General features: G+C 66.6%; 12 protein-coding genes and 1 tRNA gene. 8 read left to right on the forward strand and 5 right to left on the reverse strand.

What is annotated here, in order from left to right:
• The first annotated feature begins 8 nt into the window (after positions 1–8).
• Together Q1A36_RS18340 and Q1A36_RS18345 are read left to right on the forward strand one after the other, a co-directional pair.
• Positions 9–593 (forward strand): TetR/AcrR family transcriptional regulator, encoded by a 585-nt coding sequence (locus Q1A36_RS18340; protein WP_299847126.1) that lies wholly within the window; start codon positions 9–11, stop codon positions 591–593.
• A complete protein-coding gene (locus tag Q1A36_RS18345; RefSeq protein WP_299847128.1) occupies positions 590–1522 on the forward strand; it encodes an EamA family transporter in 933 nt (310 codons plus the stop codon). Before Q1A36_RS18340 ends, Q1A36_RS18345 begins: the two co-directional genes overlap by 4 nt.
• A gap of 18 nt (positions 1523–1540) precedes the next feature.
• Here the strand turns inward: Q1A36_RS18345 and Q1A36_RS18350 are convergent, their stop codons facing one another.
• From Q1A36_RS18350 to Q1A36_RS18360, 3 genes are read right to left on the reverse strand one after another with little or no spacing between them, the layout of a single operon-like run.
• Positions 1541–3013, reverse strand: a complete 1473-nt coding sequence (locus tag Q1A36_RS18350; RefSeq protein ID WP_299847130.1) for an ABC transporter substrate-binding protein — start codon at positions 3011–3013, stop codon at positions 1541–1543.
• A gap of 53 nt (positions 3014–3066) precedes the next feature.
• Positions 3067–3759: a CDP-alcohol phosphatidyltransferase family protein gene (locus Q1A36_RS18355; protein WP_299847132.1), complete on the reverse strand. Its 693-nt coding sequence runs from the start codon at positions 3757–3759 to the stop codon at positions 3067–3069.
• Between the two features lie 39 nt (positions 3760–3798).
• On the reverse strand, positions 3799–4542 hold the full coding sequence (locus tag Q1A36_RS18360) for an SseB family protein (protein ID WP_299847134.1): 744 nt from the start codon (positions 4540–4542) through the stop codon (positions 3799–3801).
• A 112-nt stretch (positions 4543–4654) separates the two neighbouring features.
• On the opposite strand from Q1A36_RS18360, the gene Q1A36_RS18365 reads away from it, so the two are divergent.
• Positions 4655–5653: a serine hydrolase gene (locus Q1A36_RS18365; RefSeq protein WP_299847136.1), complete on the forward strand. Its 999-nt coding sequence runs from the start codon at positions 4655–4657 to the stop codon at positions 5651–5653.
• On the opposite strand, the gene Q1A36_RS18370 is transcribed toward Q1A36_RS18365, so the two are convergent.
• Positions 5611–6246, reverse strand: a complete 636-nt coding sequence (locus Q1A36_RS18370; RefSeq protein WP_299847138.1) for a uracil-DNA glycosylase family protein — start codon at positions 6244–6246, stop codon at positions 5611–5613. The two genes, Q1A36_RS18365 and Q1A36_RS18370, sit on opposite strands and share 43 nt — an antisense overlap.
• 180 nt (positions 6247–6426) lie before the next feature.
• Between Q1A36_RS18370 and Q1A36_RS18375 the strand changes: the two genes are divergently transcribed.
• Genes Q1A36_RS18375 through Q1A36_RS18390 form a run of 4 tightly spaced genes read left to right on the forward strand, consistent with a single transcriptional unit; the run spans position 6427 to position 11138 of the window.
• Positions 6427–7080 (forward strand): ATP-binding cassette domain-containing protein, encoded by a 654-nt coding sequence (locus Q1A36_RS18375; protein ID WP_101752179.1) that lies wholly within the window; start codon positions 6427–6429, stop codon positions 7078–7080.
• Positions 7064–8926: a capsule biosynthesis protein gene (locus tag Q1A36_RS18380; protein WP_299847141.1), complete on the forward strand. Its 1863-nt coding sequence runs from the start codon at positions 7064–7066 to the stop codon at positions 8924–8926. Before Q1A36_RS18375 ends, Q1A36_RS18380 begins: the two co-directional genes overlap by 17 nt.
• Complete coding sequence (gene kdsA, locus Q1A36_RS18385; protein ID WP_299847143.1) at positions 8926–9759, forward strand: 3-deoxy-8-phosphooctulonate synthase; 834 nt, start codon at positions 8926–8928, stop codon at positions 9757–9759. Before Q1A36_RS18380 ends, kdsA begins: the two co-directional genes overlap by 1 nt.
• Positions 9756–11138: a mechanosensitive ion channel family protein gene (locus Q1A36_RS18390; protein ID WP_299847145.1), complete on the forward strand. Its 1383-nt coding sequence runs from the start codon at positions 9756–9758 to the stop codon at positions 11136–11138. Before kdsA ends, Q1A36_RS18390 begins: the two co-directional genes overlap by 4 nt.
• A 9-nt stretch (positions 11139–11147) precedes the next feature.
• On the opposite strand, the gene Q1A36_RS18395 is transcribed toward Q1A36_RS18390, so the two are convergent.
• Entirely contained in the window at positions 11148–12335 is a 1188-nt protein-coding gene (locus Q1A36_RS18395; RefSeq protein ID WP_299847147.1) for an NAD(P)/FAD-dependent oxidoreductase, read from the reverse strand.
• A gap of 93 nt (positions 12336–12428) precedes the next feature.
• On the opposite strand from Q1A36_RS18395, the gene Q1A36_RS18400 reads away from it, so the two are divergent.
• A tRNA-Gln gene (locus Q1A36_RS18400) sits at positions 12429–12503 on the forward strand.
• The last annotated feature ends 360 nt before the right edge of the window (positions 12504–12863 follow it).

Below are 12863 nucleotides of genomic sequence, written 5' to 3' on the forward strand. Positions count from 1 at the left end.
AGACCACCATGGAATCACCCCAGAAGACCACCAGCGCCCATGACAAGCTGCTGCGCGCCGCCGCCGCGCTCTTCTATGACAACGGCATCGGCGGCACCGGCATCGATGCCGTGGTGCAGCGCGCGGGCGTCGCAAAGAAGAGCCTCTACAACAATTTCACCTCCAAGGCCGATCTGGTCAGCCAGTATCTCGAGGCCCGTCATGCCGAATGGCTGGCGCTGAACGATGCCCGGCAAGAGGGTGCACAGACCCCGCGGGAGCGTATTCTCGCCGTCTTCGACGCCTACCGCGATCACGCCGAATTCGCCTATGAGCGCGGCTTTCGTGGCTGCGGGCTGTTGAACGCGGCGGCGGAACTGACCGCCGATGATCCCGGTCGGCAGGTGGTGCGCCGCCACAAAGAAGAGGTCGAGGCGCTGCTGCTGGCGCCCCTCTCTGAACTGCTGCCGGATGACCCGGCGCGGGCCGGGCGGCTGGCGCGACAGCTCTCGTTCCTTCTGGAAGGCGCGATGGCGCGGGCGGGGCTGGAAGGGTCCAGCGACCAATTGCTCGAGGCACGCGCGATGGCCGCCGACCTGCTGGTAACGCTGTGAGCCGCTTTGGCAGCGACTACGCGCTTGGCGTCGGTGCGGTGCTGTTTGCCTCGGTCATCTGGGGTACGACCGGCACGGCGGCGACCTTCGCGCCCGAGGTCAGCGCCGCCGCCATCGGCGCAGCGGCCATGGGCCTCGGCGGGCTGATGCAGGCGCTCTATGCCGGGCGCAGCATCCGCGCCAGCCTGCCGGCGCTAGGGGATCACAAGGCGATGCTGCTTCTGGGCGGGCTGGCGGTGGCGATCTATCCGCTGGCCTTCTATGCCTCGATGCGGATGGCCGGCGTCACCATCGGCACGGTCGTGACCATCGGCTCGGCCCCGATCCTGACGGCGCTGATCGAGTTTGTCTTTGACCGCACCCGCCTCACGGCCCGCTGGGTCACGGCGGCGCTGATCGGCCTCTCGGGCATGGCTTTGCTGTGTCTGGACAAGGGTGGAAGCCATGGCAGCGGCGCTGTGGGCGGCGATCAGGCGCTGCTGGGTATCCTCTTGGGACTGATCGGCGGGCTGACCTATGCGCTTTATTCCTGGACCGCGCGCCGGGTGATGCTGGGCGGCATCCGTTCGGACGTGGCGATGGGGGCGACCTTCGGCATCGGCGGGCTGCTGCTACTGCCGGTGCTGATCGCCACCGGAGGGCCGTTCCTGCAGTCGTGGCAGAATGCCTCGGTCGGGATCTACATGGCCGTGGTGCCGATGTTTCTGGGCTATCTCGCCTTCGGCCTTGGCCTCGCACGCATCCCGGCCAGCACCGCCACCACGCTCACGCTGACCGAGCCGGTGGTGGCGGCGATCCTTGCAATCCTGATCGTCGGCGAGCGTCTGACGCCGATCGGCTGGACCGGCATCGCGCTGATCATCGGCTGCCTCGCCGTGCTGACCGCCCCGCGCCGCCGTCCGGCGCTGGCGATGAGCGGCGGAGCCTGACACCCCGCCCTGTGCGCCCTAGTCGACCCAATGCACCTTGGTCAGGTCATTGGCCTGGGTGGGCGCGTTCTCCCACAGCCCCTCGATCTTGGCATTGGCAACGCCGGTCTTGGCCAGCTGGAACAGGAAGGCGTTGACGTAGTCATCGGCAATCATGCCCTGCGCCTGTATCAGCAGGTCGCTGCGCGCTGCCGGATCGGTCGTGGCCTTCAGCTGATCCATCAGCGCCACGAACTCGGGCTTGGCATAGTGGAAATAGTAATCCGGACGGGCATAGATATCGATGTCCATCGGCTCGGTATGGCTGATGACGGTCAGGTCGAAATCACCGCCCTTGAACACCGTTTCCAGCCATTGTGCCCATTCCATATTGGTGATCTCGGTCTGGATGCCGACCTCGCGCAACTCGGCCGCGATGATCTCGCCGCCGCGCCGGGCATATGGCGGAGGCGGCAGGGCCAGCCGCAGGGTCAGGTCGCTGACCCCGGCCTCGGCGAGAAGCGCCTTTGATGCCTCGGGGTCATAGGCCGACTTGCCGGTCTCATCGACATAGTCGGGATGATGCGGGGCGAAATGGCTGCCGATGGGCGTGCCATAGCCGAACATCGCGCCCTGCACGATATCCTCGCGATTGATCGCATGGGCGATGGCCTCGCGGACCTTCACATTGTCCAGCGGTGGCTTGGTGTTGTTCATCGCCAGGATGGTTTCGCCCTCGGTGGTGCCGACCAGCACCTTGAAGCGCGGATCGGCCTGAAGCTGGGCCAGCGTCTCGGGCGCGGGATAGTTCGGGAAGGCATCGACATCGCCGGCCATCATCGCGGCAAAGGCGGCGGTCGGGTCACTGATGATGCGGAAGGTCGCGGTCTTCAGCGCCGGCTTCTCGCCCCAATAGCCGTCAAAGGCATTCAGCACGATCCGGTCGCCCTGCACCCAGTTGCCGAACTGGAAGGGGCCGGTGCCCACGGGTTTCGTCGCCAGATCAGCGGCGCTGGCCTCGTCGACCATGACCGCATCCCCCCAGGCCATCTTGAAGGGGAAATTGCCGTCAGGCGCGGTCAGCGTCACCCGCACCGTCTGCGGGTCCACCGCCTCGACGGTCTCGATGCCCTCGAACAGCACCTTCTGGGCATTGGTCGAGTCGGCTGCCCGCGCCCGGTCCAGAGAGAAGACCACATCCTCGGCAGTGAAATCGGCGCCGTCGTGGAACTTCACCCCCGGATGCAGGTGGAAGACATAGACCTTGCCCTCCTCCTCGACATCCCAGCTTGCCGCCAGCGCGGGCAGGATCGCACCGTCGCTGCCGAAACGGGTCAGCCCCTCGAAGACATTGGCATAGACCACCTCGTCGGTCGCAGCCGCAGCCCCGGCGGTCGGGTCAAGGTTTGGCGGCTCCAGCACCATGCCAAGGGTGATCGCGTCGGGCGCGGCCCATGCGGTGCCGGCCATCAGCGCCAGCGCCGCAACCGAGGATGTCATTCTGTGAAACATGGCGGCCCCCTTGATCCGTTTGGCAGGGATCATTGGCCGGGTAGGACCGGGGTTCAAGCCCTTTCGGGGAACAGCTGCTGCACCGCGCCCGCGACCAGAAGCCAGACCGAGGTGATGACCAGCCCCCAGACCGCCCAGCTGGCCGGGTGGAAATCGACCGCAATGGCCCAGAGCGCGAACAGCATCCAGGCAATCGCCATGGGCAGCGAAATCGCCCGCCAGCGTTCGGTGCGGACCGGGTGGATGAACTTGATATTGGTGAACATCGCCGCCGCAAGGGTGATGACGATGAAGGCAATCACCGTCCAATGCGGCTTGATGGCGAAAAGAACCAGCACCACCATGTTCCAGCAGGCGGGGAAGCCGGCGAAGGAATTGTCCTTCGTTTTCATGCGCGTATCGGCGAAATAGACGACGCTGCCGTAAACGATGACAAAGCTGAGGAACCAGCCGGTCCAGCCCGAGAGCAACCCCGAGGTGAACAGCGCGAAGGCAGGAATGAACACATAGGTCAGGTAGTCGATGATGAGGTCCATCAGCACCCCGTCATAGGCCGGCCAGTTGGTTTTCACGTCGAACCGCCGCGCCAGCGGACCATCGACGCCATCGACCACGAAGGCAACCAGCAGCCACAGGAACATTTCCGACCAGTCGCCCTCGACCGCCGCCAGCATGGCGAGCATCGAAAAGAGCACGCCGGTGGCGGTCAGCAGATGAACGGACAGGGCCTTGAGACGCGGATTCATACTGCCGTTCTCGCAGGTTGCAGGATCAGAGGCAACCGATCAGCGCAGGATCGGCGGGCCTTTCGGGCGCGCGGGCGCGGCTTCTGCCTGCTCGATGCTCAGATCGAAGCGCAGCGCGAATGCCGGGGGCGCGGTCTCGGCAAAGCTGACATCCACCCCGCCCGGCTGCGGCGGCAGGAAGGCGAGGGTTTCCGCAAGCGCCTTGGCGATGGCCGGTTGTTCCTCCGGCGGCGCGCCGGCGATCAGCAGGACGTGGCTTTCGGGGCTGTCGCCCGTGCCACCCGCGCCCACCAGCGCCGCGCCGGCGATCATCCCGCGCAGGTCGGCCAGACGCTCGGCCAGCGGTTCTGCCAGTTGGGCCACCGTTTCCGCAGCAGGGGCGCGCAACTTCAGCGCCGCGCTACCCTCGACCGGCGCGGATGCCAGCGCGGTCTGCAACCAGGACAGCATCGACTGGTCCAGCAGCATTTCCGAGGGCTGGCCCGGATTGACCAGCAGCCCCGCCCCAGCCTGCGACAGCAGCCGGGCCAGAACCCGCCCCGGCATCCCGGCATAGGGCATGGCTGTGCCAAAGAAATCCGCCAGCCGATCCTCGGTATCGCAGGCCAAGGCCACCTGACCGCCTTCCAGCGGGAACAGCTTCAGCTCGACATCATCGCCGATGGGATCAGCCGCCAGCGCCACGATCAGCTGCGTGTCGGCCAGACGCGACAGCATCCGCGCGCGGGCAGGCGCATCGGCATCGTGAAACGGAATGGCGGCAAGATCGTCCAACGCGGTCATGGCAGGGGTCCGGATGCAAGGGTCCGCCCCCGCCTAGACCGCGACCGGGCAAAGGGCAAGCCGCACGCAGGCGTGATTTCCGCCCTCGCCGCCGCATGGGTAAAACGGACATATGCACCGCAGAACCCTGATCGCCACCGCCGCCCTCTCGCCCCTTCTCGCCGCGCCCGCGCTGGCGCAGGATCGGCTGACGCCGATCCTCGACGAGATCGAGGCGCAGGACCGCTTTCGCGCCATCGCCATCTGGCGGAACGGGACCGAGATCGCCGCCCGCGGCTATCACGGCTGGACGCCCGACCGCGCGACCAACATCAAGTCCGCCTCGAAGTCCATCGTCTCGGCGCTGGCCGGCATCGCCATCGCCAAGGGCGCGCTTCAGGGGCCGGACCAGCCCATCGCGCCGCTGTTGCAAAACGATTTGCCCCAGGATCCCGATCCCCGGCTGGCTCGGGTGACGCTTGGCAATCTTCTGTCGATGCAGGCGGGGCTCGAGCGACAATCGGGCCCGAATTACGGCCGCTGGGTCAGCAGCCGCAACTGGGTGCGCGCCGCATTGGCCGCGCCCTTCACCCAGAACCCCGGCAGCGGGATGCAATATTCCACCGCCTCGACGCATTTGGTGTCGGCCATTCTGACCCGCGCCACCGGCCAAAGCACGCTGGCTCTGGCGCAGGACTGGCTTGCCCCCCTGCCCGGCTTTGCCATCACCGGATGGGAGCGCGACCCGCAGGGGATCTACCTCGGCGGCAACCAGATGGCGATGAGCACCCGCTCGCTGATGCAGTTCGGCGCGATGTACGCGGATGGCGGGCAGGTTCTGGGCCGTCAGGTCGTTCCGGCGGACTGGATCGCGCAAAGCTGGCAGCGGCGCACAGCCTCGATCTTCAGCGGTCAGGGCTATGGCTATGGCTGGTTCCTGTCGCGGGCGGGCGGGCGCGATCTGCGCTATGGCTGGGGCTATGGCGGGCAGATGATCTATGTCTTCCCGCGCCAGGGCCGCGCCGCGCCGCTGGCCATCGCCATGACCTCGGACCCGGATCAGCCCTCGGCCCGGACCGGCTATCGGGACTATCTGCAGGATCTGGCCGGGCGGATAGCGGCCTCGGTCTGATCTGCCAGACAGTCGGCGACCCGGCTTCGCAGATCGGGCAGCAGATCGCTGGCAAACCACGGATTGCGCTTCAGCCAGCCCGAGTTGCGCCAACTGGGATGCGGCAGCGGGATGACCCCCGGCCCGAAGTCCCGCCAGCGCGCCACCGTGGCGGTGACTTCCCGCGTTCCGAGATGCCAGCGCTGCGCAGAACCGCCGACCAGCAGGGTCAGCCGCGGCTGCAGGTGCGCCATCACCTCGGCCCGCCATGTCTCGGCGCAGAGCGGCGGCGGCGGCAGGTCGGCGCCCTTCGCGTCATAGCCCGGAAAGCAGAAGGCCATCGGCACGATCGCCACCCGGTCGCGGTCATAGAAGGCTTCTTCGTCCAGCCCCATCCAGTCACGCAGCCGGTCGCCCGAGGGATCGGTGAAGGGCTTGCCGCTTTCATGCACCCTCAGCCCCGGCGCTTGGCCCACGATCAACAGCCGTGCGCCCGGCCGGAACCAGACCACCGGGCGCGGGCGATGCGCGGTGGCGGTCAGCGCGAATCTTGCGGCGCAGAGGCGACAGGCGGCGATGCGCGCGGACAGGACGGGGGCAGAGGTTTCGATCATTGCCCCAAGATAGGTTGCATTCTCCACAAGAAAACGCCCGGGCAGTAACGTTTTCTCAGCAGCTGGCAGGTCAAAACTGGACAGGATGGGGGCCGCGACCTATGGTCAGCTGGCAGCCGCCGGGCAATTGGTGCAATGGCCCCGCAACGGGCAAGCAAGGAATGACGGACACCGCCGCGAATGCTGGAATTCGACAATGTTTCCAAGTCCTTCTGGACCGGCAAGCAGCGCAAGGTGATCCTTGACCGCGCCTCGTTCCGGGTCGAGCGTGGCAATTCCCTTGGCATCCTCGCCCCCAATGGCACCGGCAAGACCACGCTGGTCAACATGATGTGCGGGCTGGAAAAACCCGACGAGGGCGATATCCGTGCCGAGTGCCGGATTTCCTTCCCGCTCGGCTTCATGGGCGGGGTGGTCAACCGCCACTCGGCCAATGAAAACGCCCGCTATATCGCCCGGATCTATGGGCTGGACCCGGATTATGTCGAGGCGTTCTGCCGCTGGCTGACCGATATCGGCGAGTATTTCGACCGGCCCATAGGCACCTATTCGACCGGGATGCGGCAGCGATTTACCTTCTCGCTGCTGCTGGCGCTGGATTTCGACGTCTACCTGATCGACGAGGGGATGCCGCAGTCGACGGATGCCGAGTTCAACCGAAAGGCGGGTTCGGTCCTCTATGACCGCCTGCGCAAGGCGACGGTCATCGTCGTCTCGCACCAGCCCAGCACGATCGAGAAATTCTGCCGCTCGGCCGCCATCATGCGCGACGGAAAACTGTACATGTTCGAGACACTTGACGAGGCCAAGCAGTATTATGACTACACCGCCTAAGGCCAACCGCTTCCATATCGATCGCGTCGGTCCCACGACCGACAGCAGCGCGGCCAGACCGGCCGGCGCCGAGGCGCAGGGGCAGCAGGAACAGCCGACACAGGCACCTGCCGCACCCTTTTCGCCCTCCGGCATCCGCGTGACGGTAAGGCGCAATGCCGAGGCGGGGGCGGATCCGTCGCAGCCTGACAACGACAGCAATGCCGACCGGGCCGCGGCCGAGGCGATGATGCAGACCGGCCCGACCGATGACGGCTTTGGCGACCGGCGTTTTCCGGGTGCCGAACCGCTGGGGGGGAGGGCGGCTGAACCCGCCGAGGCGACAGCCGGAGCGACACCGGCAGAGGACAGGGAATCCGCCGAGGCGCTGGAGGAAAAGCTGGCCGCCATTCGCGCCGAGAACCTGACCGAACGGCAATTGCGCATCGCCCGACGCATCGCCGGTCTGCACCAGATCGAGGTGGCCTCGGATCACGAGGCGGTGCTGCGCCTGCGCGAACGCGGCATCGACCCCTCGCATCGCAGCGCCGTCGGTCGCATCCTCTCGGCCGAGGGCGCGCGGGCGCAGGCTGCGCCGCCCGCCAATGTCCCCAGCGTGGTGCCGCAGCGCCCGACCCTGCCGGCCGAGATGCCCGAGACGCCCCCGGCGACGGCGCCCAAGAAGCCCCTGCCCTCGCGCGAGGAACTGACCGAGGAAAAGCGCGCGGCCGAGATCTATCGCATCCAGCGTGACATCGCCCGCCGCCGCCGCCGCCGCATGGCGATGGTCTTCTTGCGGCTCAGCTTCTTCGTCTTCCTGCCGACGCTGATCGCCGCGTGGTATTACTTCAGCGTCGCCACGCCGCTTTATGCCACCAAGTCGCAGTTCCAGATCCAGCAGGCCAACAGCGCCAGCTCGGGCGATCTGGGCGGGCTGTTCTCGGGCACCCAACTGGCGACCAACCCCGATTCCGTCGCGGTGCAAAGCTATCTGACCTCGCGCGATGCCATGCTGCGGCTGGACCAGGATCTGGGCTTCAAACGCGCCTTCCAGGACCCGGCCATCGACCCGATCCAGCGACTGGCCCCCGATGCGACGAACGAAGCCGCGTACAAGGTTTACCAGAATTCTGTGAAGATCGGCTATGATCCGACCGAGGGGATGATCAACATGGAGGTTATCGCCCCTGACCCGCAGCTGAGCCAGGATTTCTCGCTGGCGCTGATCAAATATGCCGAGGGTCAGGTCGACCAGATGACCGCCCGCCTGCGCGACGACCAGATGGAGGGTGCGCTGGCCTCTTATGCCGATGCCGAGAGCAAGGTGCTGGAGGCGCAGACCCGCGTGCAGCAGCTGCAGCAGGACCTGGGCGTGCTCGATCCGGTGGCCGAGGGCAGCGTGGTGATGCAGCAGATCAGCCAGCTCGAGATGCAGCTGAACGAGAAGCAGCTGGAACTGGGCCAGCTCGAGGCCAATGCCCGGCCGCAGCAGAGCCGGGTCGAATCGACCAAGGGCGAGATCGTCCGGCTGCAGCAGATGATCGCCGATACGCGGCTGCAGTTGACCGAGGGTAACGAGACGCGTTCGTCGCTGGCCTCGATCACGGGCGGCCTGCGCATCGCCGAGGGCGATCTGGCCACGCGGCAAGAGCTTCTGGCGGCCTCTGCCGCCCAGTTGGAGACCGCGCGCATTGAAGCCAACAAGCAGGTTCGCTATCTCTCCATGTCGGTGGCCCCCATTCCACCCGACGAGCCGAGCTATCCGAAGGCCTTCCAGAACACGCTGGTCGCCTTCCTGATCTTCTCGGGTATCTATCTCATGCTGTCTCTGACAGCCTCCGTCCTACGCGAGCAGGTATCGACATGATGAAAACCGTCCCCGTTGGCAATCTGCAGGTCGGCAATGACCTGCCCCTGACCGTGATCGCCGGCCCCTGCCAGCTGGAAACGCTGGACCACGCCCTGATGATCGCCGAGGCGATGGCCAGGGCCTGCGAGGAAGCCGGTGCCGGCTTCGTCTTCAAGGCCAGTTATGACAAGGCGAACCGCACCTCGCTGAAAGGCAAGCGCGGCATCGGCATGGACGAGGGGCTGGCCATGCTGGCCACGGTGCGCGAGCGCATCGGCTGCCCCGTCCTGACCGATGTCCATGATGCCGAACAGGCCCGCGCGGCGGGACAGGCCGTCGACGTGATCCAGATCCCGGCCTTTCTCAGCCGCCAAACCGATTTGCTTCTGGCGGCGGGCGAATCCGGGGCGGTGGTCAACGTGAAGAAGGGCCAGTTCCTCGCCCCTTGGGACATGCCGAACGTTGCCGACAAGGTCGCCTCGACCGGCAATGACAAGATCCTGCTGACGGAACGCGGCTCGAGTTTCGGCTATAACACGCTGGTCGCCGACATGCGCTCGCTGCCGATCCTCGAGAAGACCGGCTATCCGGTGATCATGGACGCCACCCATTCGGTGCAGCAGCCCGGCGGCCAAGGCGGCAGCTCGGGCGGGCAGCGCGAATTCGCCCCGGTCATGGCGCGGGCGGCGGTATCGCTGGGGATTGCCGGGGTCTTCATCGAGACCCACCAGGACCCCGACAACGCCCCCTCGGACGGGCCGAACATGATCCGTCTGGACCAGATGCCGGCGCTGGTGCGCACGCTGATGCGCTTCGACATCCTCGCCAAGGCGGACCCGATCCGGATATGAGCAGGCGGCGGGCCAGCGACTGGCCGAGGGCTCTGGCCCTGGTGCTGGCGCTGTGCCTCGCCTCCACGCTTGCCTTCACCGGGCGGGCGGCGGCGCAGGATGCCGAGATCATCCCCAATCCCGGCCAACCCAGCGGCACCATCGCCGTGGGCAACAACACCACCACCGACGCCCCGATCCGCGACCGGATCGAAAGCATCCTCGCCGGCGTGCCCGATTTCGACCATATCCAGGTCACGGTCTCCTCGGGCATCGTCACCCTGACCGGCGAGGTGACCGACCCTGCTTCGCGCGAGCGGCTGAGCCGGCTCATCTCGCGCGTCGATGGCGTGGTCGCCATCGAGAACCAGGTCAGCATGACCACCAATATCGGCATCAGGCTGGTCTCGGTCCGCGACAGGTTCCTGGCCCGCGTCAACCAGGTGGTGGCGGCGCTGCCCTTCATCGGGCTGGGGCTGGCTGTCGGTGCCGTCATCGTGTGGCTGGGCGGCTGGCTGTCGCGGCGCAGGGCCTTCCTGCGCCATATCGCACCGAATCCCTTCATCTCGGATTTCGCCGGCCAGTTCATCCGGCTGACCAGCTGGGTCGTGGCGCTGGTCGTGGCGCTGGGGCTGATGGAGGCGACGGCGCTTCTGGGCACATTGCTGGGTGCCGCCGGTATCCTCGGCCTGTCGCTCAGCTTTGCCATGCGCGACACGATCGAGAATTTCGTGGCCTCTGTGCTGCTGTCGATCCGCCAGCCCTTTCGCCACAATGACCTGATCGAGGTGCAGAACCAGCGCGGCCGGGTGGTGCGGATGACCAGCCGCGGCACCACGCTGTTGACGCTGGACGGCAACCATATTCGCATCCCGAACCAGATCGTCTATAAGGCGGTCGTCACCAATTTCACCCGCAACCCCGAGCGCCGCTTTACCGTCGATCTGTCCATCGACCCCACCGCCGACTTCCACCGCGCCCGCGAACTGGCGCTGGCCACGGTCTCGGGGCTGGATTTCGTGCTGAAACAGCCCGACCCCATCGCCTGGTTCGAGGCCCCGAGCGAGCTTTGCATAGACCTGAAGGTCGCGGCCTGGGTGTCGCAGGATGGCACCGATTTCGAGCTGGCCCGCGGCGAGGCCTTCCGGGTGCTGCGCCAGACGCTGGATGCGGCGGGCTTCGCGGTGCCCGAACCGATCTATCGCGTCGCGGTCGAGCCGCCGGCCAAATCCGCAGCACCCGAACCGCAGCCCGAAATCTCGCCCGAGGATATCCCGGTGCAAACCGATCTGCGCCCCGATCAGGCCTTCGAGGAGATGGTCAGCCGCAACAATACTGGCGACCGCCGCGATCTGCTGCGCCGCGGACCGGAACGCCCTGCGACCGAGCCTGCCAGCTGAACGGTCAGGTCAGGCCAGCTGCCCCAGCGCCTTGCCGGCGGCCCGCGCCGAGGCCCAGGCCCATTGGAAATTATAGCCGCCCAGCCAGCCGGTCACATCGACGCATTCGCCGATGAAGAACAGCCCCGGCACGTTGCGCGCCTGCAGGGTCTTGGCGTCCAGATCGCGCGTATCGACGCCCCCCAGCGTCACCTCGGCGGTGCGATAGCCCTCGGACCCGACCGGCCGCAGCACCCAGCGATTGACCCGCGCCCCCAGCCGGTCCAGCACCGCATTCGGCTGATCGGCCAGCCGCGCCTCGGCCAGCCCCGCCTCGGTCGCGATGGCCTGCGACAGCCGCTCTGGCAGCAGACGCGACAGCGCCGTCGCCACCGCCACCCGCCCGACCTGCCCGCGCGCCTCTTTCAGCTGCCGCGCCGCGTCCATTCCCGGCGCGAGGTCGACGGCGATCGCCTCGCCCGGCTGCCAGAAGCTGGAGATCTGCAGGATGACCGGCCCCGACAGCCCGCGATGGGTGAACAGCAGCGCATCGCGGAAGCGCCCGCCGCCATGGGCGATCTCGGCCTCGACCGAGACCCCGGCCAGCGGACGGCACAGGTCCAGATCCTGCTCGGCAAAGGTCAGCGGCACGAGGCCGGGCCGGGTCTCGACCAGCCGCAGCCCGAAGCCCCGGGCGATATCATAGCCGATGCCGGTCGCGCCCATCTTGGGAATCGACTTGCCGCCGGTCGCCACCACCACTTGCCGCGCCGCGATGGCCCCCGCCGAGGTGGCGACCAGAAACCCGTCGTCCCGCCGCTCGACCCCGGTGACGGCCGTTTGAAGCCGCAGCTCGGCGCCGCGCATCCGATGCAACAGCATGTCGATGATCTGCGTGGCCTTGCCGTCGCAGAAGAGCTGCCCCAGCGTCTTTTCATGCCAGGCGATCCCCGCGGCATCGACCATGGCGACAAATTCCTGCGCGCTGAACCCGGCCAGCGCCGAAGCGCAGAAGCGCGCATTTTGCGACAGGAACCGATCCCGCGCCGTGGCCAGATTGGTGAAGTTGCAACGCCCCCCGCCCGAGATGCGAATCTTCTCGCCCGGCCGCGCCGCATGCTCGATCACCACGGTGCGCAATCCGCGCCCGACCGCCTCGCCGGCACAGAACAGCCCAGCCGCCCCGGCCCCCAGAATGACCACATCCGCCTGATCCATGCGCCGGCCATAACCGCAGCACAATTGTTCGGCAAGACGACGGATTTTCGACTTGCAGCCCCCCGCGCGCTTGGTTAGACAGCCCCCCACAGTTGGGGCGTGGCCAAGTGGTAAGGCATCGGTTTTTGGTACCGTGTACCGTAGGTTCGAATCCTACCGCCCCAGCCATAAATCTTCCGAAGATGAACGAAATCAACGGCTTAGAGAGTATCTGATTGACCCTGCGCGGCAGAGTCTGGCGGGTGTAACACAAACTGTCACACAGGCTGTCACACATCGGGGTCGAGTCAGGCACCAAAAGGCGCGTCTCCGCTGTAGCGGGACAACGGTTCTTGCAGTAAATGACAGCCGTTTTTGCAGCAGACGATTTTTATTGATCGCTCCTTGAAGCCGGGGTTCAACGCCCCTTCACACGGCCTCGATTCGTTCGATCAGTGGAGGGAGGCAATCACCAGGCCACCAGCCCGGTGCGGGCGTTCATCCAGGCATAGAGCTTGGCGCGCTCGATGTCGGTCGGCGGGCGGCTCG

Source organism: uncultured Paracoccus sp. (assembly GCF_947487305.1).
Taxonomy (GTDB): Bacteria; Pseudomonadota; Alphaproteobacteria; order Rhodobacterales; family Rhodobacteraceae; genus Paracoccus.

Bases quoted from the DNA above. Each gene is read 5' to 3' on its own strand.
- Q1A36_RS18340 (WP_299847126.1), top strand. From the start codon at position 9: ATGGAATCACCCCAGAAGACCACCAGCGCCCATGACAAGCTGCTGCGC.
- Q1A36_RS18350 (WP_299847130.1), bottom strand. From the start codon at position 3,013: ATGTTTCACAGAATGACATCCTCGGTTGCGGCGCTGGCGCTGATGGCC.
- Q1A36_RS18355 (WP_299847132.1), bottom strand. From the start codon at position 3,759: ATGAATCCGCGTCTCAAGGCCCTGTCCGTTCATCTGCTGACCGCCACC.
- Q1A36_RS18360 (WP_299847134.1), bottom strand. From the start codon at position 4,542: ATGACCGCGTTGGACGATCTTGCCGCCATTCCGTTTCACGATGCCGAT.
- Q1A36_RS18365 (WP_299847136.1), top strand. From the start codon at position 4,655: ATGCACCGCAGAACCCTGATCGCCACCGCCGCCCTCTCGCCCCTTCTC.
- Q1A36_RS18370 (WP_299847138.1), bottom strand. From the start codon at position 6,246: ATGATCGAAACCTCTGCCCCCGTCCTGTCCGCGCGCATCGCCGCCTGT.
- Q1A36_RS18375 (WP_101752179.1), top strand. From the start codon at position 6,427: ATGCTGGAATTCGACAATGTTTCCAAGTCCTTCTGGACCGGCAAGCAG.
- Q1A36_RS18380 (WP_299847141.1), top strand. From the start codon at position 7,064: ATGACTACACCGCCTAAGGCCAACCGCTTCCATATCGATCGCGTCGGT.
- kdsA (WP_299847143.1), top strand. From the start codon at position 8,926: ATGAAAACCGTCCCCGTTGGCAATCTGCAGGTCGGCAATGACCTGCCC.
- Q1A36_RS18390 (WP_299847145.1), top strand. From the start codon at position 9,756: ATGAGCAGGCGGCGGGCCAGCGACTGGCCGAGGGCTCTGGCCCTGGTG.
- Q1A36_RS18395 (WP_299847147.1), bottom strand. From the start codon at position 12,335: ATGGATCAGGCGGATGTGGTCATTCTGGGGGCCGGGGCGGCTGGGCTG.